The 26,331-nt window shown below is 64.6% G+C and carries 26 protein-coding genes; 8 read left to right on the top strand and 18 right to left on the bottom strand.

What is annotated here, in order from left to right:
• Positions 1-64: 64 nt before the first annotated feature.
• Together FLQ03_RS11760 and FLQ03_RS11755 are read left to right on the top strand one after the other, a co-directional pair.
• The gene (locus FLQ03_RS11760) at positions 65-607 is read left to right on the top strand and encodes a methylated-DNA--[protein]-cysteine S-methyltransferase (RefSeq protein ID WP_144370925.1); all 543 of its coding nucleotides are present in this window, start codon (positions 65-67) and stop codon (positions 605-607) included.
• A gap of 59 nt (positions 608-666) precedes the next feature.
• Positions 667-1,068 (top strand): GFA family protein, encoded by a 402-nt coding sequence (locus tag FLQ03_RS11755; protein WP_144370924.1) that lies wholly within the window; start codon positions 667-669, stop codon positions 1,066-1,068.
• Between the two features lie 108 nt (positions 1,069-1,176).
• On the opposite strand, the gene alaC is transcribed toward FLQ03_RS11755, so the two are convergent.
• From alaC to edd, 14 genes are all read right to left on the bottom strand, one after another.
• Positions 1,177-2,385: an alanine transaminase gene (alaC, locus tag FLQ03_RS11750; RefSeq protein ID WP_144370923.1), complete on the bottom strand. Its 1,209-nt coding sequence runs from the start codon at positions 2,383-2,385 to the stop codon at positions 1,177-1,179.
• Between the two features lie 164 nt (positions 2,386-2,549).
• A complete protein-coding gene (locus tag FLQ03_RS11745; RefSeq protein WP_144370922.1) occupies positions 2,550-3,446 on the bottom strand; it encodes an aldo/keto reductase in 897 nt (298 codons plus the stop codon).
• Positions 3,446-4,555 (bottom strand): ABC transporter ATP-binding protein, encoded by a 1,110-nt coding sequence (locus FLQ03_RS11740; protein WP_144370921.1) that lies wholly within the window; start codon positions 4,553-4,555, stop codon positions 3,446-3,448. The genes FLQ03_RS11745 and FLQ03_RS11740 overlap by 1 nt, the downstream gene beginning before the upstream one ends.
• Positions 4,556-4,559: 4 nt before the next feature.
• A complete protein-coding gene (locus FLQ03_RS11735; protein ID WP_144370920.1) occupies positions 4,560-5,417 on the bottom strand; it encodes a carbohydrate ABC transporter permease in 858 nt (285 codons plus the stop codon).
• Positions 5,410-6,312 (bottom strand): carbohydrate ABC transporter permease, encoded by a 903-nt coding sequence (locus FLQ03_RS11730; protein WP_144370919.1) that lies wholly within the window; start codon positions 6,310-6,312, stop codon positions 5,410-5,412. The genes FLQ03_RS11735 and FLQ03_RS11730 overlap by 8 nt, the downstream gene beginning before the upstream one ends.
• 194 nt (positions 6,313-6,506) lie before the next feature.
• A complete protein-coding gene (locus FLQ03_RS11725; protein ID WP_144370918.1) occupies positions 6,507-7,751 on the bottom strand; it encodes an ABC transporter substrate-binding protein in 1,245 nt (414 codons plus the stop codon).
• Positions 7,752-8,057: 306 nt separating this feature from the next.
• The gene (locus FLQ03_RS11720) at positions 8,058-9,467 is read right to left on the bottom strand and encodes a sensor histidine kinase (RefSeq protein WP_144370917.1); all 1,410 of its coding nucleotides are present in this window, start codon (positions 9,465-9,467) and stop codon (positions 8,058-8,060) included.
• Between the two features lie 47 nt (positions 9,468-9,514).
• The gene (locus FLQ03_RS11715) at positions 9,515-10,195 is read right to left on the bottom strand and encodes a response regulator transcription factor (protein ID WP_144370916.1); all 681 of its coding nucleotides are present in this window, start codon (positions 10,193-10,195) and stop codon (positions 9,515-9,517) included.
• Positions 10,196-10,258: 63 nt separating this feature from the next.
• A complete protein-coding gene (gene rfbC / locus FLQ03_RS11710; protein WP_144370915.1) occupies positions 10,259-10,807 on the bottom strand; it encodes a dTDP-4-dehydrorhamnose 3,5-epimerase in 549 nt (182 codons plus the stop codon).
• Positions 10,808-10,891: 84 nt separating this feature from the next.
• On the bottom strand, positions 10,892-11,767 hold the full coding sequence (gene rfbA, locus FLQ03_RS11705) for a glucose-1-phosphate thymidylyltransferase RfbA (protein ID WP_144370914.1): 876 nt from the start codon (positions 11,765-11,767) through the stop codon (positions 10,892-10,894).
• Positions 11,764-12,657, bottom strand: coding sequence for a dTDP-4-dehydrorhamnose reductase (rfbD, locus tag FLQ03_RS11700; protein ID WP_144370913.1), 894 nt, complete (start codon positions 12,655-12,657; stop codon positions 11,764-11,766). Before rfbD ends, rfbA begins: the two co-directional genes overlap by 4 nt.
• Before the next feature lie 2 nt (positions 12,658-12,659).
• The gene (gene rfbB / locus FLQ03_RS11695) at positions 12,660-13,721 is read right to left on the bottom strand and encodes a dTDP-glucose 4,6-dehydratase (RefSeq protein ID WP_144370912.1); all 1,062 of its coding nucleotides are present in this window, start codon (positions 13,719-13,721) and stop codon (positions 12,660-12,662) included.
• A 327-nt stretch (positions 13,722-14,048) separates the two neighbouring features.
• Positions 14,049-14,675 (bottom strand): bifunctional 4-hydroxy-2-oxoglutarate aldolase/2-dehydro-3-deoxy-phosphogluconate aldolase, encoded by a 627-nt coding sequence (gene eda, locus FLQ03_RS11690; RefSeq protein ID WP_144370911.1) that lies wholly within the window; start codon positions 14,673-14,675, stop codon positions 14,049-14,051.
• Between the two features lie 94 nt (positions 14,676-14,769).
• Positions 14,770-16,608, bottom strand: coding sequence for a phosphogluconate dehydratase (edd, locus tag FLQ03_RS11685; protein WP_144370910.1), 1,839 nt, complete (start codon positions 16,606-16,608; stop codon positions 14,770-14,772).
• Positions 16,609-16,857: 249 nt separating this feature from the next.
• On the opposite strand from edd, the gene zwf reads away from it, so the two are divergent.
• The 5 genes from zwf (at position 16,858) to pgi (ending at position 22,697) form a co-directional block, all read left to right on the top strand.
• Positions 16,858-18,330: a glucose-6-phosphate dehydrogenase gene (zwf, locus tag FLQ03_RS11680; protein WP_144370909.1), complete on the top strand. Its 1,473-nt coding sequence runs from the start codon at positions 16,858-16,860 to the stop codon at positions 18,328-18,330.
• Between the two features lie 183 nt (positions 18,331-18,513).
• Positions 18,514-19,191, top strand: coding sequence for a 6-phosphogluconolactonase (gene pgl / locus FLQ03_RS11675; protein WP_144370908.1), 678 nt, complete (start codon positions 18,514-18,516; stop codon positions 19,189-19,191).
• A complete protein-coding gene (locus FLQ03_RS11670; RefSeq protein ID WP_144370907.1) occupies positions 19,172-20,158 on the top strand; it encodes a glucokinase in 987 nt (328 codons plus the stop codon). Before pgl ends, FLQ03_RS11670 begins: the two co-directional genes overlap by 20 nt.
• Positions 20,151-21,002 (top strand): transcriptional regulator HexR, encoded by an 852-nt coding sequence (hexR, locus tag FLQ03_RS11665; RefSeq protein WP_144370906.1) that lies wholly within the window; start codon positions 20,151-20,153, stop codon positions 21,000-21,002. Before FLQ03_RS11670 ends, hexR begins: the two co-directional genes overlap by 8 nt.
• Positions 21,003-21,047: 45 nt before the next feature.
• Positions 21,048-22,697 carry a glucose-6-phosphate isomerase gene (pgi, locus tag FLQ03_RS11660; protein WP_144370905.1) on the top strand — a complete coding sequence of 550 codons (1,650 nt, stop codon included), beginning with the start codon at positions 21,048-21,050 and terminating at the stop codon, positions 22,695-22,697.
• Between the two features lie 140 nt (positions 22,698-22,837).
• Here pgi and FLQ03_RS11655 read toward each other — a convergent pair whose 3' ends face one another.
• The gene (locus FLQ03_RS11655; RefSeq protein ID WP_240802266.1) at positions 22,838-23,392 is read right to left on the bottom strand and encodes a YgjP-like metallopeptidase domain-containing protein; all 555 of its coding nucleotides are present in this window, start codon (positions 23,390-23,392) and stop codon (positions 22,838-22,840) included.
• A gap of 24 nt (positions 23,393-23,416) precedes the next feature.
• Here FLQ03_RS11655 and FLQ03_RS11650 point away from each other — a divergent pair, with 24 nt between their 5' ends.
• Complete coding sequence (locus tag FLQ03_RS11650) at positions 23,417-24,013, top strand: phosphorylase family protein (RefSeq protein WP_144370904.1); 597 nt, start codon at positions 23,417-23,419, stop codon at positions 24,011-24,013.
• A 266-nt stretch (positions 24,014-24,279) separates the two neighbouring features.
• Here FLQ03_RS11650 and tolQ read toward each other — a convergent pair whose 3' ends face one another.
• The 3 genes from tolQ to FLQ03_RS11635 form a co-directional block, all read right to left on the bottom strand.
• Positions 24,280-24,948 carry a protein TolQ gene (tolQ, locus tag FLQ03_RS11645; protein WP_144370903.1) on the bottom strand — a complete coding sequence of 223 codons (669 nt, stop codon included), beginning with the start codon at positions 24,946-24,948 and terminating at the stop codon, positions 24,280-24,282.
• 18 nt (positions 24,949-24,966) lie between these two features.
• The gene (tsaC, locus tag FLQ03_RS11640) at positions 24,967-25,542 is read right to left on the bottom strand and encodes an L-threonylcarbamoyladenylate synthase type 1 TsaC (protein ID WP_240802265.1); all 576 of its coding nucleotides are present in this window, start codon (positions 25,540-25,542) and stop codon (positions 24,967-24,969) included.
• 61 nt (positions 25,543-25,603) lie between these two features.
• Complete coding sequence (locus tag FLQ03_RS11635) at positions 25,604-26,329, bottom strand: substrate-binding periplasmic protein (RefSeq protein WP_144370902.1); 726 nt, start codon at positions 26,327-26,329, stop codon at positions 25,604-25,606.
• Positions 26,330-26,331: the final 2 nt, after the last annotated feature.

Genomic DNA, 26,331 nt, shown 5'->3' with positions numbered 1-26,331 from the left:
GCAGGCTACGGCAGGCGGCCACTGCGTTACACTGGCCGCCTGCCCCGACTGACTGCCCATCGCCATGACCCCACCCGCCCTGCTGCTACACCGTTTTCACAGCCCGCTGGGGCCGATGTTTGTCTGCGCCAGCGAACAGGGCGTCTGCCTGCTGGAGTTTGCCGTCAGCCAGCGTAACGAACGCGAGTTTGCCGACCTGCAACGGCTGCTGGGCTGCCGCATCGTGGCCGGCGAAAACGACCACACGCGCCAGACCGAGCGCGAAATCGGCGAGTATTTTGCCGGCAGCCGCCAGCGCTTCGACGTAGCGCTGCACCTGCCCGGCACGGCTTTCCAGCAGCAGGTGTGGCAAGCGCTGCAAACCATTCCCTACGGCGATACCATCAGCTACCAGCAGCAGGCCGACCGCCTGGGCAAACCGGCCGCCATCCGCGCCGTCGCCGGCGCCAACGGTGCCAACCGCGTCGCCATCATCGTGCCCTGCCACCGCGTCATCGGCAAAGACGGCAGCCTTACCGGCTATGGCGGCGGCCTGCAGCGCAAGGCCTGGCTGCTGGCGCACGAACAGCGCAGCCGCTTTGGTGACACCCAGCCGCAGCTGTTCTGAACCGGCGGCCAACATTGGCCGCAGACGACACTGATGTTCTGACTACCGGAGCAATGCACATGATCAAGCAAGTTGGCGACACCCAGATCCAGCCGGTGCATACCGCGCGCTGCCACTGCGGCGGCGTGGTGCTGGCGCTGACGCTGCCCAACGGCATTGAACGCCCGCGCCGCTGCGACTGCTCGATCTGCCGCCGCAAGGGCGCCATCGTGGCGTCGGTAAAGCTGGACGGCATCCGCATCGAGCAAGGCGCCGAGCTGCTGCGGCTGTACCAGTTCAACACCCATACCGCCAAACACTACTTCTGCTCGGTATGCGGCATCTACACCCACCACCAGCGCCGCTCGCACCCGGACGAGTACGGCTACAACGTCGGCTGCCTGGACGGAGTGAACCCCTATCTGCTGGGCGATATTCCGGTAAACGACGGCGTCAACCACCCGGCCGACCGCCAGGGCTAGGCCTGCGGCCAACGTTGGCCGCAGCCAAGCTGGTGACATGACAACGCCGCCCCGAAGGACGGCGTTTTACTGGCGGCAACTACCTAGCCCTGGCCGGGCAGCGCCAGGTCAAGCCGGTGGCAACAAACCGTCGACGCGGAACATGGCCTTGATGCCGCGGATGGCCTGGCGGATGCGGCTTTCGTTCTCGATCAGCGCAAAGCGCACGTACTCGTCGCCGTAGTCGCCAAATCCCACACCAGGCGACACCGACACCTTGGCCTTGTCCAGCAGCAGGTTGGCAAACGCCAGCGAGCCCAACTCACGATAGTGCTCGGGAATGCGCGCCCAGATGTACATCGACGCCTTGGGCAGGTCCACCTGCCAGCCCGCCTCCATCAGCCCCTTGTACAGCACGTCGCGGCGCTTCTGGTAGGTGGCGGCAATGTCGAGCACGCATTGCTGGTCGCCTTCCAGCGCGGCGATGGCGGCAATCTGCAGCGGGGTGAAGGTGCCGTAGTCGTGGTAGCTCTTGATGCGCGCCAGCGCGGCCACCAGGTCGGGGTTGCCCACCATGAAGCCGATACGCCAGCCGGCCATGTTGTAGCTCTTGGACAGGGTGAAGAACTCCACCGCGATGTCCTTGGCGCCCGGCACCTGCATGATGGACGGCGCCTTCCAGCCGTCGAACACGATGTCGGCGTAGGCCAGGTCGTGTACCACGAAGATGTCGTGCTTCTTGGCCAGCGCGATCACGCGCTCGAAGAAGTCCAGCTCCACGCACTGCGCGGTGGGGTTGGACGGGAAGCCGATGACGATCATCTTGGGCTTGGGGTAGCTGCCGCGAATGGTTTTTTCCAGCTCGGCAAAGAAGTCCACCCCCGGCACCATCGGCACGCTGCGGATGTCGGCGCCGGCGATCACTGCGCCGTAAATGTGGATGGGGTAGCTCGGGTCCGGCACCAGCACGGTGTCGCCACGGTCCAGCGTGGCCAGCATCAGGTGCGCCAGGCCTTCCTTGGAGCCGATGGTGACGATGGCCTCGCTGTCCGGGTCGATATCCACCGCGTAGCGCTGCTGGTACCAGCGCGCGATGGCACGGCGCAGGCGCGGTATGCCCTTGGACGCCGAGTAACCGTGGGTATCGGGCCGCTGCGCGGCTTCGGTGAGCTTGGCCACGATGTGCGGCGGCGTGGCCCCGTCCGGGTTGCCCATGCTCATGTCGACGATATCGTCGCCACGGCGGCGGGCAGCCATTTTGCGTTCGGCGGTAATGTTGAAAACGTAAGGGGGGAGACGATCGATGCGCGCAAAGCGGCGCTTGCCGGTAGACGACATGGGAAACCTTTCAACGTAAGCGCCCGGAACCGTCCGAGCGACGTTCCCCCGACACAGGGGAAGGGCCATCGTAAGCGGCTGGCATGGCGGCTGTCTAGCGCCATAAAAAAAAGCGGCCCACGCGGGGCCGCCTAACGCAACAACACAACGATACAACAGAACAATCAGGCCACCTCGCGGCCAAGTGCCACCTGCAACAGCGCAAACCACTGCTGGCGATCAAGCTCCAGCCGGCAGGCCGCCGCCGCCTCGTCCAGCGAAGCCAGACGGCGCGAGCCGATGATGGGCAGCGGCTTGCACGGGTGCTGCAGCAGCCAGGCCAACGCCACCGTGGCCACGCTGACGTCCAGCGCGCCGGCCACCTGCTGCAGGGTAGCGTGCAACACGGGGTTGGCCGCGGTATCCAGCAGGCGGCCACCGGCCAGCGGCGACCACAGCATCGGGCGCACCCGCAGCTGCTGGCACTGATCAAAGGTGCCGTCGAACAGCGGGTCCAGGTGCAGCAGCGAGGCTTCCACCTGGTTGGTCACCAGCGGGAAACGGCTGGCCAGCAGCGCATACTGCGACGGCGTGAAATTGGACACGCCGAAGTGGCGCACCTTGCCGGCCTCGAACAGGCGGCGGAAGGTGTCGGCAACGTCATCCGCCTCCAGTAGCGGGTCGGGGCGGTGGATCAGCAGCAGGTCGAGGTAGTCGGTGCCCAGGTGGCGCAGCGAGGCCTCGACACTGGCGGTGATGTGCGCCGCCGAGGTGTCGTAGTGCTTCACCTGCCAGCCGCGCTCGGCCATGGCCGGCTTGATGCCGCACTTGCTGACCAGTTGCAGCTGATCGCGGCGCGACGGGTGGGCCTTCAGCCAGCGACCGAACAGCGCTTCACAGGTGAAGCCGCCGTACAGGTCGGCGTGGTCGAAGGTGGTGATGCCCAGCGCCAGGGCGTGCTCCACCCAGGCGGCCAGCGCGGCGTCGTCAAATCCCCATTCGTCCAGACGCCAGACGCCGGCCGCCACCGGTGACAGCAGCGGCCCCGATGCGGCCAACCCTTGCTTGCCCAGCGCCGTCATTACACGATCCGAGCTTCGGTTTTCGGGTCGAACAGCACCGCCTTGGACACGTCGAACACCAGGTCCATGCTCTGCCCCGGGCGCTTGGCTTCGGTGGGGTGGGTACGGCAGCACACTTTGGTGTTGTTCAGCGACACGAATACCAGGGTGTCCGGGCCGGTAGGCTCGATCACGTCGATGTGGCAGCTCATCACCGGCAGGCCTTCGCGGTGCGCGGTGCGGGCGTCGGTGATCTGCTCCGGGCGGATGCCGAAGATCACTTCCTGGCCGACAAACTGCGCCAGCTTGGTCTTGTCGTGCGGCAGCGGCAGCACCACGCAGCCTTTGTCGTCGCAGATCTTCACGCCGATGCTGTCGCCGGTCTGGATGACGGTGGCCGGGATGAAGTTCATCGACGGCGAGCCGATGAAGCTGGCCACAAACAGGTTGGCCGGGTTGTCGTAGATGTCTTGCGGGCTACCGAACTGCTGCACAATGCCGTCCTTCATCACCGCGATCTTGTCGCCCAGCGTCATGGCCTCGATCTGGTCGTGGGTCACGTACACGATGGTGGACTTCAGGCGCTGGTGCATCAGCTTGATTTCGGTACGCATCTCCACGCGCAGCTTGGCGTCCAGGTTGGACAGCGGCTCGTCGAACAGGAAGATGGACGGGTTGCGGGCCAGTGCACGGCCCATGGCCACGCGCTGACGCTGGCCACCGGACATCTGGCCCGGCTTGCGGTCCAGCAGGTGGGTGATCTGCAGCATCTCGGCCACGCGGTTTACGGTGGCGTCGATCTCGGCCTGCGGCACCTTGCGGATTTCCAGGCCGAAGCTGATGTTCTGGCGCACGGTCATCGACGGGTACAGCGCGTAGCTCTGGAACACCATGGCGATGTCGCGATCTTTCGGCGACAGGTCGTTGACGCGTTTGCCGCCGATTTCGATATCACCGCTGGTGATGTCGTCGAGGCCGGCGATCATGTTCAGCAGCGTGGATTTGCCGCAGCCGGACGGGCCCACCAGAATCAGGAACTGGCCGTCTTCGATGGCGATATTGATGCCTTTCAGCACGTCGGTGCCGTTGGCGTAAGTCTTGCAGACGTTATTGATGGAAAGTGCAGCCATCGCATTAACCTTTCACGGCACCGGCTGTCAGGCCACGCACGAAGTAGCGGCCAGCAACCATGTAAACAAACAGAGTCGGCAGCGCAGCAATGATGGCTGCGGCCATGTCCACGTTGTATTCCTTCACCCCGGTAGAGGTGTTCACCAGATTGTTCAGCGCCACGGTAATGGGCTGCGATTCGCCGCTGGCGAATACCACGCCAAACAGGAAGTCGTTCCAGATCTGGGTGAATTGCCAGATCACGCACACCACGAAGATGGGGCCCGAGATCGGCAGCAGGATGCGCAGGAAGATGGTCCAGAAGCCGGCGCCGTCGATGCGCGCCGCCTTCACCAGCTCGTCCGGCACGGTGATGTAGAAGTTACGGAAGAACAGCGTGGTAAACGCGGTACCGTACACCACGTGCACCAGCACCAGGCCGGTAGTGGTGTTGGCGATGCCGAGGGTACCCAGCAGTTGCGCCATTGGCAGCAGCACCACCTGGAACGGGATGAAGCAGCCCACCAGAAGCATGGTGAACAGCGCATCAGACCCGCGAAAGCGCCACATCGACACCACGTAGCCGTTGACGGCACCGATCAGGGTGGAGATCAGCACTGCCGGCACGGTCATCTTCAGCGAGTTCCAGAAGAAGCCCTGCATGCCGTTGCACTCCACGCCGGTGCAGGCCGTGGCCCAGGCTTTGGCCCAGGCACCGCCTTCCCACGCTTGCGGCAGCGACAGCATGTTGCCGGCGCGGATGTCGTCCAGGCTCTTGAACGAGGTGGTCAGCATCACGTACAGCGGCAGCAGGTAGTAAATGGCCATCAGGAGCAGCGCGGCATACACCAGCGCGCGGCCAACGGTGAGGTTCTTAAACACGTTTGGCACTCCTTGTTTCCAGATACATCAGCGGGACCAATACTGCGACGATGGTGAACAGCATCATCATAGCCGAGGCGGCACCCTGGCCCAGCTGGCCACGGGTAAAGGCAAACTGGTACATGAAGATGGCCGGCACGTCGGACGAGGTACCCGGGCCACCACCGGTCAGCGCCATCACCAGGTCGAAGCTCTTGATGGCGATGTGCGACAGGATCAGCAGCACGCTGAAGAACACCGGGCGCAGGCTGGGGATCAGGATGCGGCGGTAGATGGTGGGCAGGCTGGCGCCATCCACCTGGGCGGCCTTGATGATCGAGTCGTCAATGCCGCGCAGGCCGGCCAGGAACAGCGCCATCACGAAGCCCGAGCTCTGCCACACACCGGCAATCACCACGGTGTAGATGGCCATGTCGGGGTTCACCAGCCAGTCGAAAGTGAAGTTGGCAAAACCCAGGTCGTTCATCACCTTTTGCAGGCCCATGTCCGGGTTCAGCATCCACTTCCAGGCGGTACCGGTCACCACGAAGGACAGCGCCATCGGGTACAGGTAGATGGTGCGCAGTGCGCCTTCGGCGCGGATTTTCTGGTCCAGCAAGATGGCCATCAACAGGCCTACCAGCAGGCAGATCAGGATGAACAGGCCGCCGAAGATGCCAAGGTTGGCCGCAGCGGTCCACCAGCGCTCGTTTTCGAACAGCGCTTGGTATTGCACCGGCCCGGCCCACTCGAAGCGGGGCATCAGGCGGGATTCGGTAAAGGATAGCCAGCCGGTAAAGGCGATAAAGCCGTAGACGAACACCAGGCTCGCCAGCAACGTGGGCGACAACACCAGCTTGGGCAGCCAGCGGTCGGCCAGTGCACTGAGACGGCCTTGCGATGCGGAGGCAGACATGTGTGATTCCTTGCTGTCTCGTTTAGGGAAAACACGCCCGCTTGCCCGGCAGCCGGCAACACACCGCCCTGCCGCAAGCATGCAGCATGACGGGACGGACGACGGACATGGGGGGCGGGTTACAGGCCGCCAGGCGGCCTGTCGTGACACGGTTCAGGCAACACCCTGCCGCACCGGCGGCAGGGTGGCGGCACTTAGCGTACCGCGCTGGCCTTGGCCAGACGCTCGGCAGCCTGGGCCGGGGTCATGCTGGAGTTCATGAACTGGGAGATCACGTCCACCATGGCACCTTCGGTAGCCGACGGCATGGCCATCTTGTGCGCGAAGCTGGGCACCAGCTTGTTGCTCTTGGCGGCTGCGTTCATGTCGAAGCTGGACTTCTTGGCGCAGTCGTCAAACTTGCCCATCGGGGTATCCAGGCGCGCCGGGATGGAACCCTTGTTCAGGTTGAACACTTCCTGGAAGGCCGGGCTCATGATGGTGGCAGCCAGGTCGGCCTGGGCTTTCACCGCAGCCGGAGACTTCTGCTGGAACATGGCCATGGAGTCGATGTTGAAGGTAAAGGCGTTCTGGGTGCCCGGGGCATCGGTACAGATGAAATCTTTGCCCGGTACCTTGCCAGCGGCGGTGAACTCGCCCTTGGCCCAGTCACCCATGAACTGCATGCCGGCCTTGCCGTTGATCACCATGGCGGTGGCCAGGTTCCAGTCGCGGCCAGCGGCGCCCTTGTCGATGTAGGTCTTGATCTTGGCCATGGTCTCGAACACCTTGACGGTGGTCGCGCCACCCACGGTGGCTTTGTCCAGTTTCACGAAGGCCTTGTTGTAGTAGTCGGCACCGCCTACACCCAGCGCCACCGATTCAAACAGGGTGGCGTCTTGCCACGGCTGGCCACCGTGAGCGATCGGCTGGATGCCGGCTTTTTGCAGCTTGTCGGCGGCAGCAAAGAATTCCGGCCAGGTTTTCGGTACGGTAGCGCCGGCTTTCTTGAACGCTTCCGGGTTCACCCACAGCCAGTTCACACGGTGTACGTTCACCGGGGCGGCCACGTACTTGCCTTTGTATTTCATCACGTTGCTGACCACGGTGGGCAGCTGTTTGTCCCAGTTGCCGGCTTTGGCCACGGCATCGATATCAGCCAGCACGCCTTCGGCACCCCATTCCTGGATGGCCGGGCCCTTGATCTGGGCGGCGGTCGGCGGGTTGCCGGACACAACACGGGTTTTCAGCGCGGTCATGGCGTTGTCACCACCACCACCGGCTACGGCGAAATCTTTCCAGGTGTGACCCTTGCCGGTCATCATCTTTTTCAGTTCGGCAGCGGATTTGGCCTCACCACCGGAAGTCCACCAGTGCAGGACTTCAACGTCACCGGCAAAGGCAGCGGCGGGCAGCAGGGAGGCGGCGAGAACGGCCGCGGTCAGGCGCTTCAGCTTCATGTTTATCTCCGTGTTTGTGTCGCATCTGTCCGCCGTGCTGTTGAGGGTTGCCGGCGGCTCTGTGTGGTCAACTACGGGCGCCACTCTCCTGGCGCCGCTGCAGTTGGCTGAACTATAGCCGCAAGCTGTAAGTGTTGTGTAAGTTTTAAGTGAAGAAGGCGTAAGTTTTGCACCACCCTGGCCCGCAGCACAACATGACATCCAGCTGAATCAAGCAGATACAAGGCATGCAAGCAATGTGGCAGCGCACCATTGCGGCGCGCTGTAATGTCGCAACTACACGACGATGCCCCGTTATGGGGGGCCTTAGTCCGGCAGCAAGGCCAGTTGCAGCACGGCGCTGAGGCCGCCGCCCGGGGTGTCGGTCAATTGCAGGCTGCTGCCGTGACGGCGGGCGATCTCCTGCACGATGGCCAAGCCCAGGCCGCAGCCCTTGCCCTTGCCTTCGGCGCTGCCACGGTAGAAGCGCTCGAACACGCGCTCGCGCTCGGTGGCGGGGATGCCGGGGCCGTTATCGCGTACGGTCAGCAGCAGGCTGTGGCCGCGGCGCTGCAGCAACACGGTTACCTCGCCCCCGGCTGGCGTGTACTGGATGGCATTGTCCAGCAGGTTGGCCAGCAGTTCGCGCAGCAGGCCGGCGTGGCCACTGACCACCATGGCGCCCGCTTCCGCCTCCAGCCCCAGGTCGATACGCGCGCTCAACGCACGCGGCACCGCTTCGGTGGTGACGTCACGTACCAGTTGGGCAAAGTCCAATGGCAGCAGGTTCAGGCCGGCTTCCGGCTCGGCACGGGCCAGCGCCAGCAGCTGGTTCACCAGCCGGATCGAGCGCGCGACGCTGGTTTCCACCTGCGCCAGCTGGCGGCTGACCCGTGGCAGATCAGGCTGCGCTTCGCGCAGTTCGGCGCGCACCAGCTCGGTTTGCGACTTCAGGCCGGCCAGCGGCGTGCGCAACTGGTGGGCGGCGTCGGCAATAAAGCGGCGCTGCTGCGCCACCTGGCCGTGTACCTCGCCCAGCAGCGCATTGATGGCCGCAGTCAGCGACCGTACTTCGTTGGGCGCGTTGTCTACTTCGATGGGGGCCAGATCACGGGCGCTGCGGTCTTCTACCCGCCGCCGCAGGCTGCGCAGCGGCGACAGGCCACGGCTGATACCGGCCCACACCAACACGCTGGTCAGCAGCATCATGCCCAGCAACGGCAGGCCCATGTCGACCAGGATCTTGCGCGCCAGCTCGGCGTTCAGCGCCCGGCTTTTGGCCACTTGCACCAGCATCAGCTGCGGCCGCTCGGCGGTGCCGGCCATCAGGTACTGGGCGGCGACGCGTACTTCCTTGCCTTTCATGCGCGCGTTGTAGAAAAAACTGTCACCAGCCTTGGCCGGGGTGCCGGCCGGCGGGCGCGGCATGGCCGGCTCGCCCAGCAGGAAGGCTTCCGGTGGCGAACTCACCATGTAGTAAACGCGATCGTCCGGGTCTTGTTGCAAGATGTCGCGGGCGGCGCTGGGGAAATCGACATAAAAACCGTTGCCGAACGGTTTGACCTGGCGTGCCAGCGCGCTGCTGGACTTGGCCAGCGTGCGATCGATGACCTCGTTGGTGTAGGCCAGCGCCATGTTGTAGGCCAGAAAGGCGGCGGCCAGCCACAACACCAGTTGCGGCAGCAGCAGCCACATCAGCAGCTGGCGGCGCAGCGACAGTTCACGGCGACGGGGCATGGGCATTCTCGCAAGCGTCAGGGTTGGCCGCCACGGCGGCAGGCGGCTTAGTGATCGTCGGTAGCGGCCAGCAAATAGCCGAGGCCGCGCACGGCACGGATGCCGACGCCGCTGCCGTCCAGCTTCTTGCGCAGGCGATGCACGTAGACTTCCACCGCGTTGACGCCCACTTCTTCGCCGTCTGCGGCCAACTCGCCGGCGATCTGCTCCTTGGTCACCACGCGTTCGCCGTTGCTCATCAGGATGTCCATCAGCTGCAGCTCGCGCGCCGACAGGTCCAGCGCCTGCTCGCCGGCCCACACGCGCTGGCCGGCACGGTCCAGGCGCAGGCCGGCAAAGTGCAGCTCATCCCGCACCGCCTCGGCCACGCGGTGGCGACGCAACAAGGCGCGGATGCGCGCTTCCAGCTCGGGAAATTCGAACGGTTTGACCAGGTAGTCGTCGGCGCCGGCATCCAGGCCGGCAACGCGGTCTTCCATGCTGTCCAGCGCGGTGAGGATCAGGATGGGCAGCGCCGGCTTGTGCACGCGCACGTTGCGCAGCACCTGCAAGCCGTCCAGGCCGGGCAGGCCGATATCGAGAATGACAGCGTCGAAGGCCTCCGCCAGCAGCAGTTGCTGCGCCTGCAGGCCATCCGGTGCGTGGGTGGTGGCAAAACCCAGCCGATCCAGCCGCGTCAGCAGCGCATCGGCCAGGACGGTGTCGTCTTCGGCTACAAGCAGCTTCATTGCATGTCCTTGCGTCAGGGGCAGGCCGACACCTTAACCGGAAACGCGCGGCGCGACGAGAGGCTAGTCGAACAGCTCGGCGGCGGCGAGCAGCGGCTGTTGCGCGTCTTTGGGCGACAACGTCAGCGTGCCGGCGTCCGGCCAGCTAATGCCGATGGCCGGGTCGTTCCACAACACGCCGCGGTCGTGGCTGGGCGCGTAGTACTGCGTGGTCTTGTACAGGAACTCGGCGTGTTCGCTGAGGGTGACAAAGCCGTGGGCGAAACCTGCCGGAATCCACAACTGACGCTTGTTGGCCGCAGACAGCACGTGCCCGCCCCACTGACCGAAAGTGGGTGAACTGCGGCGGATGTCCACGACAACGTCGAACACCTCGCCCACGGTACAGCGTACCAGCTTGCCCTGGGCAAACGGCGGCAGCTGGTAATGCAGGCCGCGCAGCACGCCGCGTACCGACCGACTGTGGTTGTCCTGGACGAAGGCCACGTGGTACCCAACCGCCTCGTCGAACAGGCGCTGGCTGAAGCTCTCGTAAAAAAAACCGCGCTCGTCACCAAATACGGTGGGCTCGATGATTTTGACGTCGGCAATAACTGTATCAATGATATGCATGGCGCGACCAAGAAATCCAACAGCAGCCTATACCGCTACCTGAGACAAACTATAAGCAACAACTACACTTAACGTTGCGCTTAATCACAGCATCGCCAGCAAGTACTTGCCATAAGCATTTTTCTTCAACGGTGTGGCCAGCTTCTCAAGCTGAATAGCATCAATCCACCCAGCGTTGAAGGCAATCTCTTCCGGACAAGCCACTTTCAGCCCCTGACGATTTTCCACGGTGGCGATGAACTGGCTGGCTTCCAACATCGACTCGTGAGTACCAGTATCCAGCCAAGCATAGCCGCGACCCATGGTCTGCACATTGAGCGTGCCTTGCGCCAGGTAGGTGGCGTTGACGTCGGTAATTTCCAGTTCACCACGGGGGGACGGTTTGATGGCCTTGGCGATATCGACGACCTGCTCATCGTAAAAGTACAGCCCGGTCACGGCATAGCTGGACTTCGGCTGTCCCGGTTTTTCCTCGATACTGATGGCACGCCCGGCGGCATCAAACTCAACAACACCGTAACGCTCAGGATCATGGACGTGATAAGCGAACACAGATGCCCCATCTACTCTTGTATTAGCGTCTTTCAGTAATCGCTGGAACTCACTGCCATAGAAAATGTTGTCACCCAACACCAAGGCCGATGGTGCGCCGTCGAGGAAGGCCTCGCCCAGGATAAAGGCCTGCGCCAGGCCATCCGGGCTGGGTTGCACCGTGTACTCGAGACGGATGCCCCACTGGCTGCCGTCGCCCAGCAACTGCTGGAAGCGCGGCGTGTCCTGCGGTGTGGAAATGATGAGAATCTCGCGTATACCGGCCAGCATCAGCGTGCTGAGCGGGTAGTAGATCATCGGCTTGTCGTAGATCGGCAGCAGTTGCTTACTGACCGCCAGCGTAGCCGGGTACAGCCGGGTACCGGAACCACCGGCCAGAATAATGCCCTTGCGTGCTTTTGTGCTCATTTGAGGTTATCCATCGTATCGAAGATCTGTTTCACCGCCTGCTGCCAGTGCGGCAATTGCAGGTCGAAAGTCTGCATCAGTTTGCTGCAATCCAGCTGCGAGTTGGCCGGGCGGCAGGCTTTCTGCGGGTAGGCACTGCTAGGGATGGCTTGCGGCGCGGCGGCCAACTGCAGCGGCCAGCCGGCTTCGCGCGCCAAGTCGATCACGTAACTGGCGTATTCGTGCCAGCTGGTGCACCCTTGCGCCGCCACGTGGTAGGTGCCGTAAGGCTGGTCTGCCAAGCTGCGGGTACGCTGCACCAGGTTGGCCGCCACGTCGGCCAGCAGGCTGGCTGGCGTCGGCGCACCGAACTGGTCGGCCACCACAGACAGACTGTCGCGGCTGGCCGCCAGCCGCAGCATGGTTTTCAGGAAGTTCTGACCGTAGACGCCGGCCACCCACGAGGTACGCAGGATGAAATGGCGGCAACCGCTGGCGCGGATGGCCTGCTCGCCCTGCCATTTGCTGCTGCCGTACACCGACTGCGGCTTGGCCGCATCGTCTTCGTGCCACGCACCTGGCTTGTTACCGTCAAACACGTAATCGGTGGAGTAATGCAGCAGCAGCGCGTCGTGTGCCGCTGCCCACTGCGCCATCACCGCCACCGCGTCGGCATTGATGGCCTGCGCCAGCGCCGGCTCGTCTTCGGCCTTGTCGACGGCGGTGTACGCCGCCGGGTTGACGATGATGTCAGGCTGCCAGGCATCCAGCGCGGCGGCGAGACTGGCCGGCTGCGACAGGTCGAACTCGGCTCGCAGCGGACAGATCAGCTCGCCGTGCAGCGCCAGCGAGCGCTTCAGTTCGAAACCGACTTGGCCACTGCTACCGGTAATCAGGATGCGCGTCGTCATGCTCAGGCACCGTACTGCTGCTGCAGCCAGTCACGGTAGCTGCCGCTGGTGACGCCGGCCACCCAGTCCTGATTGTCGAGGTACCACTGCACCGTCTTGCGAATGCCGCTATCGAAGGTTTCGGCCGGCTTCCAGCCCAGCTCGCGTTCCAGTTTGCGCGCGTCGATGGCGTAGCGGCGGTCGTGACCGGGGCGATCTTGCACGAAGGTGATCTGGCTGGCGTAAGACTGGCCGTCGGCGCGCGGGCGCAGCTCGTCCAGCAGCGTGCAGATGGTGTGCACCACGTCGAGGTTGGCTTTTTCGTTCCAGCCACCGACGTTGTAGGTCTCGCCCAACTGCCCGGCGTCCAGCACGCGGCGGATGGCGCTGCAGTGGTCCTTCACGTACAACCAGTCGCGCACCTGCTGGCCATCGCCGTAAATCGGCAGCGGCTTGCCGGCCAGCGCATTGAGGATGACCAGCGGAATCAGCTTCTCGGGGAAGTGGTAAGGCCCGTAGTTGTTGCTGCAATTGGTGGTGAGCACCGGCAGGCCGTAGGTATGGTGCCAGGCGCGCACCAGATGGTCACTGGCGGCCTTGCTGGCCGAGTACGGGCTGTTGGGCTCGTAACGGTTGTCTTCGGCAAACGGCGGGTCTTGCGGCGACAGCGTGCCGTACACTTCGTCGGTAGACACATGCAGGAAGCGGAACGCAGCCTTGGCCTCTGCCGGCAGCGCGTCCCAGTAGCCGCGCACGGCTTCCAGCAAATTGAAGGTGCCCAGCACGTTGGTATGAATGAAGTCCCCCGGGCCGTGAATGGAGCGGTCCACATGGCTTTCGGCGGCAAAGTTCAGCACCGCGCGCGGCTGGTACTGCGCCAGCAAGCCGGCTACCTGCTCACGGTCGCCGATGTCGCCGTGTACGAACACGTGGCGCGGGTCGTGCTGCAGGCTGGACAGCGTTTGCAGATTACCCGCGTAGGTCAGCTTGTCCAGGTTGACCACGGTTTCATCGTGTGCGGCCAACCAGTCCAGTACGAAGTTGCCACCAATGAAGCCGGCACCGCCGGTTACCAGAATCGTCATAAAATTGCCCCGTCGCCACCTAATGCCCTGCCATCGCCATGAATGCGCGGCAATTCAGACATCAGAAAATGAAGAATTAAACAAATGGCTGCAATTCTACCGTTACCAGTACATATTTTCACCGCATATATTCAGGATAAAAAAACGCTCTGCCGGGGAGAATCGGCAGAGCGCTACAAGAAAGCAACAAACTACAGCCCGCCGGTCGCGTCGCAACGACCGGCAGCGATCACGGGGTACCCCTCACCTTGCGGCCGCGTGTTCCCGCCCCGTTGCCGCCACAGGCCCGCGAGGGCACCGGCAACCGGATGGCACGGCCCTGGGGCCTTAGCGTACCGCCAGCGCACTGGCCGCGCGGGCCAGTGCGGTGATGCGGTCCCAGTCCTGCGCCGCGATGGCGTCGTCCGGGGTCAGCCAGCTACCGCCCACCGCCAGCACATTGGGCAGTGCCAGGTAGTTGGGGGCGCTGTTCACGTCGATGCCACCGGTGGGGCAGAAACGCAGCTCCGGCAGCGGGCCGGCCAGCGATTTCAGCAGCTTCACGCCGCCAACGGCTTCGGCCGGGAACAGTTTCAGGATGTTGAAGCCCTCGTCCTGCGCGTGCATGGCTTCGGACGGGGTGGCAATACCGGGGATGAACGGTACGCCCGAGGCGCGGGCGGCAGCGGCCAGCTCGGCGGTCAGGCCCGGGCTGATGCCGAACTGGGCGCCGGCGTCCAGCGCCGCCTCCAGATGGGCACGGGTACGTACGGTACCAGCACCTACCAGCGCGTCCGGCACCTCGTCACGGATGCGACGCATGGCGGCCAGCGCTGCCTTGGTACGCAGCGTGATTTCCAGCGTGCGGATGCCGCCGGCAACCAGCGCATGCGCCAGGTCTACCGCCACGGCGGCGTCGTTAACCACGATAACCGGTACTACCGGGCCTTGGCGAAGCAGAGACAGTGCGTCCATTGTGTGTCCTTTGCAGGGGTTGGCCGCGGCCAACCCGGTCAATGATCGATGCAGTTTTTATAGCCCACCGCCACACGGCAGCGGGCGCAGGCGCTTAGCGGCCCGCCCACAGCGGGTGGGCAAAGCTCATCGCGCCGTCTTCGGCGGCGGTGGCCAGTTGGCGGAAGCCGGCGAACAGGTCGCGGCCGACGCCGTGCTGGTTGGCGCTGAGGTCAATCTGTACGTGCTCGCGCGCTGCCCATTCGGCCGCGTCCACCAGGATGCTCAGCTCGCCGGTGTTGGCGTCCAGGCGTACCAGGTCGCCATTGCGTACTTTGCCGATGTCACCGCCCAGCAGCGCTTCCGGCGACACGTGGATGGCGGCCGGCACCTTGCCGGACGCGCCGGACATGCGGCCATCGGTCACCAGTGCCACCTTGAAGCCGCGCTCCTGCAGCACGCCCAGCGGCGGCGTCAGCTTGTGCAGTTCCGGCATGCCGTTGGCGCGCGGGCCCTGGAAGCGGATGACCGCCACAAAGTCTTTTTCCAGCTCGCCACGCTTGAACGCCGCCAGCAGTTCGTTCTGGTCGTGGAATACCACCGCCGGTGCTTCCACCACGCGGTGCTCGGTCTTCACTGCCGACACCTTGATCACGGCGCGGCCGATATTGCCGGTCAGCACCTTCAGGCCGCCGTCGGCGGAGAACGGGTTGGCTGCCGGGCGCAGCACGCCGTCGTCGCCGGACACCGCCGGCGCGTCGCGGAATGCGGCCTCGTCGTCTTGCAGCCAGGCTTCCTGGCTGTGCGCACGCAGGCCGTGGCCCATGATGGTGGTGACGTCGTCGTGCAGCAGGCCCGCATCCAGCAGTTCGCGAATCACAAAGCCCATGCCGCCAGCGGCATGGAAGTGGTTCACGTCGGCCTTGCCGTTGGGGTAGGCGCGCACAATCAGCGGCACCACGGCGGACAGCTCGTCGAAATCGTCCCAGTTCACATTGATGCCGGCCGCGCGGGCGATGGCATTGATATGCAGGGTGTGGTTGGTGGAGCCGCCGGTAGCCAGCAGGCCGACGATGCCGTTGACGATGGCTTTCTCGTCGATCACCTCGCAAATCGGGGTAAAGCGGCTGCCCTGGGCCGAGATCTCGGCAGCCACACGGGCGGCGCGGCGCGTCAGCGCGTCGCGCAGCGGGGTATTCGGGTTGACGAAGGCGGCGCCCGGCAGGTGCAGGCCCATCACTTCCATCAGCATCTGGTTACTGTTGGCGGTGCCGTAGAAGGTGCAGGTGCCCGGGCCGTGATAGGAGGCCATTTCGGACTCCAGCAGCGCGTCGCGGCCAACCTTGCCTTCGGCGTACAGCTGGCGCACCTTGGCTTTTTCGTCGTTGGCGATGCCGGTGGTCATCGGGCCGGCCGGTACAAACACCGCCGGCAGGTGGCCGAAAGCCAGCGCGCCGATCAACAGGCCGGGCACGATCTTGTCGCACACGCCCAGGTACAGCGCGGCGTCGAACATCTGGTGGCTCAGCGCGATGGCGGTGCTCATGGCAATCACGTCGCGCGAGAACAAACTGAGCTCCATGCCCTCGAAGCCCTGGGTCACGCCGTCGCACATCGCCGGCACGCCGCCGGCAAACTGGGCGGTAGCGCCCACTTTCAAGGCCTCGGCCTTGATGATGGCGGGGAAGGTTTCCAGCGGCTGGTGCGCCGACAACATGTCGTTGTAAGCGGACACGATGGCCAGGTTGGGGCGGGCCGCCTCTTTCAGGTGGATCTTGATCCCGTCCGGCATGGCGGCGAACGCGTGGGCCAGGTTGGTACAGGACAGCTGGGAACGCTCGACCTTGCCCTGGCGCATCGCAGCGCGGGCCGTCGCCAGGTAGGCCGCGCGGGTGTCGCGGCTGCGTTCGATGATGCGCTGGGTAACAGCGTGCAGTACGGGATGCAGACTCATTGGTATCGACCCTGATGGAGGTGATCGAATGGTAGTTTTACTACAGTCTGTTTGCAAGGCGCTACACCACAAAAAGCTGACGCCAATGGCAAAATTTGCCAAAAAAACATTACAAATCAATTATTTGAAGGTTTGTTGGCCGCCAACAACACGCCACCAGGCAACGGCATGGCCTGAATAATCGACATAGACAAGTGGGGCTTGTTTGGTAATATAACTACATCACAACCTTGTGCGAGAACAATCAGGATGGAGAACGCAAACCTGCACACCCCGGCCTTCGATATGGTGCTGTTCGGGGGCACCGGCGACTTGGTGATGCGCAAGCTGCTGCCGTCGCTTTACCAGGCCCACGCCGCCGGCCTGCTGCACGAAGAAGGCCGTATCCTGGCGCTGGGCCGCCGCGACATGAGCCGGGAAGACTACTTGGCCATGGTAGAAAAGAACGCGCGCGTACACGTGAAGGAGCACTTCTCCACCGAACACTGGAACAGCTTCCTGGCACGGGTGCAATACCTCAAGGTAGACGCTGCCACCCCGGAACACTACCCGGCGCTGGCCGAGGCGGTAAAAGCCGGCGGCGACCGCGTCACCGTCTGCTACCTGGCCACCGCGCCCGACCTGTTTGAAGGCATCTGCGACAACCTCGCCGCCGTCGGCCTGAACCACGACAAGGTGCGTGTGGTGCTGGAAAAACCGCTGGGCCACGACCTGGAATCGTCCAACGAGATCAACGAAGCCGTCGCCCGCCACTTCAAGGAAGAGCAGCTGTACCGTATCGACCACTACCTGGGTAAGGAGTCGGTACAGAACCTGCTGGCCATCCGCTTTGCCAACGCGCTGTTCGAGCCGCTGTGGCGCCGCGAGTGGATTCACGACGTGCAGATCACCATCTCGGAAGACCTGGGCGTCGGCACCCGTGGCGACTTTTACGACAGCACCGGCGCGCTGCGCGACATGGTGCAAAACCACCTGCTGCAGCTGCTCTGTATCGTGGCGATGGAGCCGCCGGCCAACCTGGGCGCCGACGCGGTCCGCGACGAAAAACTCAAGGTACTGAAAGCGCTGCGCCCGTTCGGCGAGCAGGACGTGGCCAACAAGACCGTGCGCGGCCAGTACAAGGCCGGCGCCGTAGCTGGCCAGCCGGTGATCGGCTACCTGCAGGAGCAGGGCATTCCGGCCGGCAGCCAGACCGAAACCTTCGTCGCCATCAAGGCCGAGATCGACAACTGGCGCTGGTCCGGCGTGCCGTTCTTCCTGCGCACCGGCAAGCGCATGCAGGAACGTCTGGCCGAGATCGTCATCAATTTCCGCGACGTGCCGCACCACCTGTACGCCAACCCCACCGGCCAGAACATCGCCAACCGCATGGTGATCCGCCTGCAACCGGAAGAAAGCATCCGCTTGTACTTCCTGTCCAAGGAGCCGGGCGACACCCAGCGCCTGCAGCCGGTACACCTGAACCTGGACTTCCACGAATCGTTCAAAGCCCGCCGTGCCGACGCTTACGAGCGCCTGCTGCTGGACGTGATCCGTGGCAAGCTGGCGCTGTTCATGCGCCGCGACGAGCTGGTGGAAGCCTGGCGCTGGGTAGAACCCATCATGGACAATTGGGCGCGCAGCACCATTCCACCCAAGCAGTACACCGCCGGTACCTGGGGCCCCGCCGCCTCCAGTGCGCTGCTCAGCCGTGACGGCATCAGCTGGCACGAAGAGTGTTAATCACGATATAAGGCTGGCCCGCCCCCGCGTTGCGGCCAACCTGGCACCCGGCAGCACCGGGTAGCAACGCGGCCACCACCCTGCCCCACCTTTGCGCAGGGCGGTGGCCGACAACACTGTCGAGCCCGGCCCACCGGGCCGATCAGGTCGCCGCAAGACGACCCCTGCATGGACGATACAGAGATGCATCTGAATGAATTTTCCCAGGCCGCCGACGCGAGCGCGGCCCTGGCCCAAGCGGTAGCTGCCGACCTGGCCGCCGCCATCGACAGCCGCGGCCGCGCCACGCTGGCCGTGTCCGGCGGCCGCTCGCCGGTACCGTTCTTCCAGGCGCTGGCGCAGACGGCGCTGGACTGGCAGCGCGTGACCATCACGCTGGTAGACGAGCGCGTGGTGCCGCCCGAGCACGCCGACAGCAACGCCGGCCTGGTACGCCAGTACCTGCTGCAAGGCCCGGCCGCCGCCGCCGCCTTCCTGCCGCTGGTGAACACCGCGGCCAACCCCGAGCAAGAGCTGGCCACGGCACAAACGCTGTGGCAAACGCCGGACGTGGTGGTGCTGGGCATGGGCGACGACGGCCACACTGCGTCGCTGTTCCCGGCTGCCGATAACCTGGCGGAAGGCCTGGATGCGGCCAACCCGCAGGCGCTGATCGGCATCGTGCCGCCGGCGGCACCGCACCGCCGCATCAGCATGACGCTGGCCGAACTGCAACGCAGCGGCAAGCTGTACCTGGCCATTGCCGGCGCCGGCAAACGCACCGTGCTCGACACCGCCGCGCAAGCCGTGGACGCCACCTACCCCATCAGCTACCTGCTGCAGCCTTCGGAGAAACCGCTTCATGTCTACTGGGCAGCCTAATCCCTTCCCGCGCCTGCTGGCCGACATCGGCGGCACCAACGCCCGTTTTGCCCTGGAAACCGCGCCGGGCGTCATCGAAGACATCGACGTGCTGCCGTGCAAGGACTACGCCACGCTGGCCGACGCCATGCGCAGCTACCTGGAAAACGCGCACACCCGCGCCGTGCACCACGCCGCCATTGGTATTGCCAACCCGGTTAACGGCGACCGCGTGCAGATGACCAACCACCACTGGTCGTTCTCGATCGAGGAAACGCGCCAGGCGCTGGGCTTCCACACCCTGCTGGTGCTGAACGACTTCACCGCGCTGGCGCTGTCGCTACCGCACCTGCCGGCCGACGAGCTGGTACAAGTGGGCGGCGGCGACGCCAAGCCGGGCGCCAAGGCGCTGATCGGTGCCGGCACCGGCCTGGGCGTGTCCGGCCTGCTGCCGGCAGGCGGCGACTGGGTGGCCATCGCCGGCGAAGGCGGCCACGTGGCGTTTTCGCCGCTGGACGACGACGAAGCCGCGCTACTGCGCTACGCGCAAACCCGCTTTGGCGAGCATGTCTCGGCCGAGCGTTTGCTGTCCGGCCCCGGCCTGGAGCTGATCCACGACGCACTGAGCGTGCAGGCTGGCGAAGCCGCAGGCCAGCTGTCGGCAGCGCAGATCAGCGAACGCGGCCTGTCCGGCCGCGATGCGCGCTGCGTGCGCGTGCTGGAACTGTTCTGCGCCATGCTGGGCACCGCGGCGGCCAACCTGGCGCTGACGCTGGGCGCTGTCGGTGGCGTGTACATCGGCGGCGGCGTGGTACCGCGCCTGGGCGACTTCTTTGCCCGCTCCGCCTTCCGCGCCCGCTTCGAAGCCACCGGCCGCTTTGCCGGCTACACCGGCGCCATGCCGGTATACGTGATTCACAGCCCCTACCCTGCGCTGGTTGGCGTGCGCGCCGCGCTGCGCAGCCATCTGGGAGAGCACGATGCTTGAGAAAATCCGCAGCGAGCTGGACAAGCTGTCCGGCGCCGAGCGCCGGGTGGCCGAGCAGGTACTGGCGCAACCGTATACCGTCATGCAATCGGCGGTGTCCGACATCGCCGCCAGCGCCGGCGTCAGCCAGCCGACGGTGATCCGCTTCTGCCGCAGCATGGGTTTTTCCGGCCTGTCCGACTTCAAGCTGAAGCTGGCCGGCACCCTGGTAGGCGGCGTACCCTACGTGCACTCCAGCGTGCGCCCGGAAGACCCGGTGTCGGAGATCACCGCCAAGGTGTTCGACAACACCGTCACCGCGCTGCTGAAGTGCCGTAACGACGTCAACCCGCAAGCGGTGGACGCCGCCGTCAACCTGCTGTCGCACGCCCGCCGCATCGAGTTTTACGGCCTGGGCAACTCCGGCATCATCGCCGCCGACGCTCAGCACAAGTTCTTCCGCTTCGGCATCCCCACCGTGGCGTATGCCGACAGCCACATCCAGATCATGGCCGCCACGCTGCTGACGCCGGACGACGTGCTGGTGGCCATTTCCAGCTCCGGCCGCTCGCGCGAGCTGATGGACGCCGTCAACGCCGCGCTGGAAAGCGGCGCCAAGGTGATTGCCATCACCGTGCCGGGCACGCCGCTGGCCGAACGCGCCACCGTGACGCTGGAAGTGGACTCACCGGAAGACAACGAAACCTACAGCCCGATGCTCAGCCGCATCCTGCACCTGGTGCTGATCGACATCCTCACCGTGGGCGTGGCGCTCAAACGCGGCCCTGGCCTCGCCACGCAACTGGAAAAAGCCAAACGCAGCCTGAGGCAAAAACGGCTGCGCAACGACAACGACGACGAATAAGCTGCGCCACGGGTTGGCAGCAGACACACAGAAGATGGAGAAAACATGAGCGCCCTCACCCAGCTCCCCGCCTGGCACGCCCTGTGGGACCATTTTGCCGAAGCCAAAAACGTGCACATGCGCGACCTGTTTGCCAGCGACCCGCAGCGCGCCGAGCGCTATTCGCTGGAAGTGGGCGGCCTGTTCCTGGACTACTCGAAAAACCGCATCACCGACGACACACTCGCCGGCCTGATGCAGCTGGCGCGCGAAGCCGGCCTGCCGGCCAAGCTGAAAGCCATGTTCAAGGGCGAGAAGATCAACCGCACCGAGAACCGCGCCGTGCTGCACGTGGCGCTGCGCAACCGCACCAACTCGCCCATTCTGGTGGACGGCGAAGACGTGATGCCCAAGGTGAACTCGGTGCTGGCGCGCATGGGCAAGTTCTGTCATGCGGTGCGTAGCGGCGAATGGCTGGGCTACACCCACCAGCCGATTACCGACATCGTCAACATCGGCATCGGCGGCAGCGACCTCGGCCCGCTGATGGTGTGCAGCGCGCTCAAGCCGTTTGGCCACCCGCGCATGAACATGCACTTCGTGTCCAACGTGGACGGCGCCCAGCTGAAGGAAACGCTGAAAAAGGTACACCCGGAAACCACCCTGTTCGTGGTGGAATCCAAAACCTTCACCACCCAGGAAACGCTGACCAACGCGCTGACCGCCCGCGAATGGTTCGTCGCGCGCGCGCGTGACGAAAAAGCGGTGGCCAAGCACTTCGTGGCGGTCTCCACCAACAAGAAAGCCGTGGCCGAGTTCGGCATCGACCCGGCCAATATGTTCGAATTCTGGGACTGGGTCGGCGGCCGCTATAGCCTGTGGTCGGCCATCGGCCTGCCCATCATGCTGTACCTGGGCGAAGAAAACTTCACCGAGCTGCTGAACGGCGCCCACATCATGGACCAGCACTTCGCCAACGCCTCGTTCGAACAGAACATGCCGGTGCTGCTGGCCATGATCGGCATCTGGTACATCAACTACTACGGCGGCGGCAGCCACGTCATCGCCCCGTACGACCAGTACCTGCACCGCCTGCCGGCTTTCATCCAGCAACTGGACATGGAATCCAACGGCAAGCAAACCTGCCTGGACGGCAGCCCGGTCGACTTTGAAACCGCGCCCATCATCTGGGGCGAAACCGGCATCAACGGCCAGCATGCTTTCTTCCAGCTGCTGCACCAGGGCACCCACATCTCGCCGATCGACCTGATCTGCTCGCTGAAAAACAGCTCCAGCCTGCCGGGCCACCACGAAATCCTGCTGGCCAACGTGTTTGCCCAGGCCGAAGCCTTCATGCGCGGCAAAACCGCCGACGAAGTGCGCGAGGAGCTGACCGCACAAGGCCTGAAAGGCGACGCGCTGGAAGCGCTGGTGCCGCACAAGGTGTTTGGCGGCAACCGCCCCACCAACGCACTGCTGATGGACCGCCTCGACCCGCGCAACCTGGGCAGCCTGATTGCGCTGTACGAACACAAAATCTTCGTGCAAGGCGTGATCTGGGGCATCAACAGCTTCGACCAATGGGGCGTGGAGCTGGGCAAACAGCTGGCCAAAACCATCCACGCCGAGCTGGCCGGCAAACTCAAGAGCGCGCCGCACGACAGCTCCACCACCGCGCTGATCGAACGCTACCGCCGCGCCAACGCCGGCCACTAAGCCTGCGGCCAACCTGGCCCTGCCACAGCAAAACGCCCCGTCGAGACGGGGCGTTTTTTGTTTGGGCGCTGACGCTGGCGCTTGGGCAACGGCGCACGAGGTGCACACCCGAGCCGTAGCCCGGATAAGCCACCAAACGGCTACGCCTCCGCCTCGCGCGCCAGCAGCCATAGCCGCATGTCGAATTCCAGCTGGTGATAGTGCGGCTCCATGTGGCAGCACAGCTGGTAAAACGCCTTGTCGTGGTCTTTCACCTTCAGGTGCGCCAGCTCGTGTACCACGATCATGCGCAGGAAGGCTTCCGGTGCGTCGCGGAACAGGCTGCCGATGCGGATTTCATTCTTGCTTTTGAGCTTGCCGCCCTGCACCCGCGATACAAAGGCGTTAGTGCCCAGGGTGCCGCGCATCGGGTGCAGGTTGTTGTCGTACACCACCTTGGCCAGCGCGCCGGCGTTTTTCATGTAGCGCTGCTTCAGCTCGGTGACGTAATCGTACAGCGCGCGGTCGGTCTGGATGTCGTGGCTGTCGGGGTAGCGGCTGGCCACCCAGGCGCCCAGCTTGCCGGCCTGCAGCAGGCCGGCCACTTGTTCGATGAGGTGCGGCGGGTAGCCCGCCAGGTATTTGATGTCTGCCATGCGGCATTGTAGCGCGGCGGTGGCTGTTGGCCGCAGCGCGGGGGCGCTAGAATCGGTCATCTCCTTTTATTGCGGCCAACCTGTATGCAGATCACCGTACTGTTTCCCACTGCCACCGAAGCCAGCCTGTTCCAGCGCGACGGCGTTACCACCCTGGTCAGCGGCGTGGGGCTGACCGCCACCGCCTACCAGACACTGAAAACGCTGCACGCCGGGCGGCCGGACTGGCTGATTCTGGCCGGGGTGGCCGGCTACTACCCGCACGCCGACCTCGCCATCGGCGACGTGGTGCTGGTGGAAAGCGAAGTGGAGGCCGATTTGGGCTTTCACACGCCGGACGGCTTTGTGCATCTGGCGCACTTGCCGCTGGACATGGATTTCGAGCGCCGCCACACGCTGGCCTGCCCGCACTTGCCGGCAGACGGCGGCTGGCGCACTGCGCGCAGCGCGTCGTTGAACGTGGCGATGGCGCCGTTTATCGATAGCAGCGCGGTGGACATCGAAAACATGGAGGGCGCGGCGTTCTTCCACGTCTGCCTGCAGGAGCAGCAGCGCTTCCTGCAGCTGCGCGCCATCTCCAACGTGGTGCAGCCGGGCGACGACAACTGGGACCTGCCCGGCTCGGTACGCGCGCTGACCGACGCGCTGCACCGGCTGATCGACCAGCTGCAGGCAACCTGAGCGGCCGTTGCGGCCAACCTTGTGCCGCCTGGCAAACAAAAAGCCGCTATCCATCGATAGCGGCATCAGGCTGCGAACAAGGCTCCGGCTACGGTTTTACCGGCCCCGGCAAAGCCGGGCCGCGTCACTTCCGTACGTGAATCGGCAGCCTTGCTGTTTACAAGACAAAGCCTGTTTGCCATGCAAACAGGCTTTGTCTTCAATCTCACGCCGCTATCCATCGATAGCGGCTTTTTGCGTGGCGGCTGCCCGGCTTATCTGGCGCTTTATTTGGCGGCCAGACGCTGCAGGATGTTGGAAAACTCTTCCATGAACGAGTCAAAGCGGCCCGCCAGGCGGTCGACATCGGCAGCAAAGCGGTTGTAGGCCACCACGGCGGGGATGGCGGCAAACAGGCCGATGGCGGTGGCGATCAGCGCTTCGGCAATGCCTGGCGCCACGGTAGCCAGCGTGGCCTGGCCGGCGTTACCCAGGCCGATGAAGGCGTGCATGATCCCCCACACGGTGCCGAACAGGCCGATGTAGGGGCTGACCGAACCGACGGTAGCCAGAAAGCTGTTGTGGTGGTCCAGCGCGTCCAGCTCGCGCTGGGCGGCGGCGCGCATGGCGCGGCGGGCGCCGTCCAGCTGGTCGGAGCTATCGACGCCCGGCTGGCGGCGCAGCTTCAGGAACTCGGCAAAACCGGCCTGGAACAGTTTCTCGGCGCCCTGGGCGTCGCTGTTGCCACGGGTTTTTTCGTACAGGCTGTTCAGGTCGGTGCCGCTCCAGAACTGCTGCTCGAAGTCCTGGGTGTGACGACGGGCACGCCCGATAACCGCTACCTTGTTGAAGATGATGCCCCACGACACCAGGGACAACAGCACCAGGCCGGCCATCACCAGTTGTACCGGCAGGCTGGCGTGCATGATCAGGCTGAGGATGGAAATTTCCTGCACTCGTGGCTCCTTGCAGCGTCAGCGCAGTACGCGCCCGCTGTCGAGATCGATAATGGTAGACGGTTTGCGGCGTTTGCCGATGCGGCCCTGCAGGGTCAGCACCTGCTGGCGGCTGAAGGCCTGGCGACAGCCGCGGGCGGTTTTCAGCGACTTCTGCCCGGCCCGGTTGGCCGAGGTGGACACCAGCGGCGACCCCAGCGCGCGGCACAGCGCGGCGGCTTCGCCGTGGGCGCTGATGCGAACGGCAATTTTATCATGCCGCCCGCGCAGCAGCGTGGGCACGCGGCGCGACGCCGGCAATAAAAAGGTGTACGGGCCGGGCCAGTAGCGTTGCACGGTGGCCAGCTGCGCCGGCGTGAGCGGGCGGATCAGCGGCCGCAGCTGCTGCAGGTTGGCCGCAATCACGATCAGGCCCTTGTGCGTGGGCCGGCCCTTGATGGCCAGGATGCGGCGGATGGCACGCACGTCGAACGGGTTGCAGCCCAGGCCGAAGCAGGACTCGGTGGCGTAGGCCAGCACGCCGCCGGCGCGCAAGCGGCCACGGGCGGCGTCTACCTGCGCCCGGGCGGGCAAACGGGGAAACGGTGTCTTCACGATAAGAGCGGCAATCTACAGGGCGTGGGCAACAGACCGGCCGCGCGCGGCGAGGTTCCGGTCAGTCCACATGGTAACGGCTGCTGATTCTAGCGACTGTGCCGTCCTTGCGCATCCTGGCCAGCAGATCGTTCAGCTTTGCCACGGTCTGGTCGCTCAGCGACGGGTTGCAGGCCAGGTACAGGAAGGTGGTGTTGAAGGTGAGCACCGGGCGCACGTTGCGCACGCCTTCGCGCTGCAGCAGGATGGCGCCGCTGTAGCGGCCGCTGGCCCAGTAGTCGATGCGGCCGGCCAGCAGCTTGCGCACGTTCTGCTCGTCGGTGCGCGCCAGGTCCACATCGAAATTGCGCGCAATCAGGTACTGCGCCAGCGCATCGCCACTGTAGCCGCCAATGCGGTAGGCACGTACGTCTTCCAGGCTGTTCACCGGGCGGGGGGTGTCGTGGCGGGCAAACAGCACCCAGGCGGTTTCACTGATCGGCCCTATCCACTTGAACTGGCTTTCGCGCTGCTCGGTGCGGGTGGTGGCATACACGCAGCTGTCGCGCTCCAGAATGGCACGGTTGTAGGCACGTACCCACGGCAACAGTTCGATATCGTGGCTGATGCCGGCGCGCTGCAGTACCTGCTGCACCACCTCGGTAGACATGCCCACGATGCGACCGCTGCCATCGACCATGTTGAACGGCGGGTATTCCTCGGTAAACAGCTTGAGGTGTGCCGGGTCGGCGCCCAGTGCCGGGCCTGTCAGCACGCTGCAACACACTGCCGCCAGTAAACGCCGCATGA

Source organism: Vogesella urethralis, assembly GCF_007644045.2.
Taxonomy (GTDB): domain Bacteria; phylum Pseudomonadota; class Gammaproteobacteria; order Burkholderiales; family Chromobacteriaceae; genus Vogesella; species Vogesella urethralis.
This window is presented reverse-complemented; position numbering and strand designations above follow the sequence as displayed.

Excerpts from the sequence above, each read along its gene's own strand:
- alaC (WP_144370923.1), bottom strand. The coding sequence starts at position 2,385 with ATGTCGTCTACCGGCAAGCGCCGCTTTGCGCGCATCGATCGTCTCCCC.
- FLQ03_RS11650 (WP_144370904.1), top strand. The coding sequence starts at position 23,417 with ATGCAGATCACCGTACTGTTTCCCACTGCCACCGAAGCCAGCCTGTTC.
- rfbD (WP_144370913.1), bottom strand. The coding sequence starts at position 12,657 with ATGACGACGCGCATCCTGATTACCGGTAGCAGTGGCCAAGTCGGTTTC.
- FLQ03_RS11740 (WP_144370921.1), bottom strand. The coding sequence starts at position 4,555 with ATGGCTGCACTTTCCATCAATAACGTCTGCAAGACTTACGCCAACGGC.
- hexR (WP_144370906.1), top strand. The coding sequence starts at position 20,151 with ATGCTTGAGAAAATCCGCAGCGAGCTGGACAAGCTGTCCGGCGCCGAG.
- FLQ03_RS11670 (WP_144370907.1), top strand. The coding sequence starts at position 19,172 with ATGTCTACTGGGCAGCCTAATCCCTTCCCGCGCCTGCTGGCCGACATC.
- zwf (WP_144370909.1), top strand. The coding sequence starts at position 16,858 with ATGGAGAACGCAAACCTGCACACCCCGGCCTTCGATATGGTGCTGTTC.
- FLQ03_RS11760 (WP_144370925.1), top strand. The coding sequence starts at position 65 with ATGACCCCACCCGCCCTGCTGCTACACCGTTTTCACAGCCCGCTGGGG.
- pgl (WP_144370908.1), top strand. The coding sequence starts at position 18,514 with ATGCATCTGAATGAATTTTCCCAGGCCGCCGACGCGAGCGCGGCCCTG.
- FLQ03_RS11725 (WP_144370918.1), bottom strand. The coding sequence starts at position 7,751 with ATGAAGCTGAAGCGCCTGACCGCGGCCGTTCTCGCCGCCTCCCTGCTG.
- pgi (WP_144370905.1), top strand. The coding sequence starts at position 21,048 with ATGAGCGCCCTCACCCAGCTCCCCGCCTGGCACGCCCTGTGGGACCAT.
- FLQ03_RS11635 (WP_144370902.1), bottom strand. The coding sequence starts at position 26,329 with ATGCGGCGTTTACTGGCGGCAGTGTGTTGCAGCGTGCTGACAGGCCCG.
- FLQ03_RS11730 (WP_144370919.1), bottom strand. The coding sequence starts at position 6,312 with ATGTCTGCCTCCGCATCGCAAGGCCGTCTCAGTGCACTGGCCGACCGC.
- FLQ03_RS11720 (WP_144370917.1), bottom strand. The coding sequence starts at position 9,467 with ATGCCCCGTCGCCGTGAACTGTCGCTGCGCCGCCAGCTGCTGATGTGG.
- rfbB (WP_144370912.1), bottom strand. The coding sequence starts at position 13,721 with ATGACGATTCTGGTAACCGGCGGTGCCGGCTTCATTGGTGGCAACTTC.
- FLQ03_RS11715 (WP_144370916.1), bottom strand. The coding sequence starts at position 10,195 with ATGAAGCTGCTTGTAGCCGAAGACGACACCGTCCTGGCCGATGCGCTG.
- edd (WP_144370910.1), bottom strand. The coding sequence starts at position 16,608 with ATGAGTCTGCATCCCGTACTGCACGCTGTTACCCAGCGCATCATCGAA.
- rfbC (WP_144370915.1), bottom strand. The coding sequence starts at position 10,807 with ATGCATATCATTGATACAGTTATTGCCGACGTCAAAATCATCGAGCCC.
- FLQ03_RS11655 (WP_240802266.1), bottom strand. The coding sequence starts at position 23,392 with ATGACCGATTCTAGCGCCCCCGCGCTGCGGCCAACAGCCACCGCCGCG.
- FLQ03_RS11755 (WP_144370924.1), top strand. The coding sequence starts at position 667 with ATGATCAAGCAAGTTGGCGACACCCAGATCCAGCCGGTGCATACCGCG.
- eda (WP_144370911.1), bottom strand. The coding sequence starts at position 14,675 with ATGGACGCACTGTCTCTGCTTCGCCAAGGCCCGGTAGTACCGGTTATC.
- FLQ03_RS11745 (WP_144370922.1), bottom strand. The coding sequence starts at position 3,446 with ATGACGGCGCTGGGCAAGCAAGGGTTGGCCGCATCGGGGCCGCTGCTG.
- rfbA (WP_144370914.1), bottom strand. The coding sequence starts at position 11,767 with ATGAGCACAAAAGCACGCAAGGGCATTATTCTGGCCGGTGGTTCCGGT.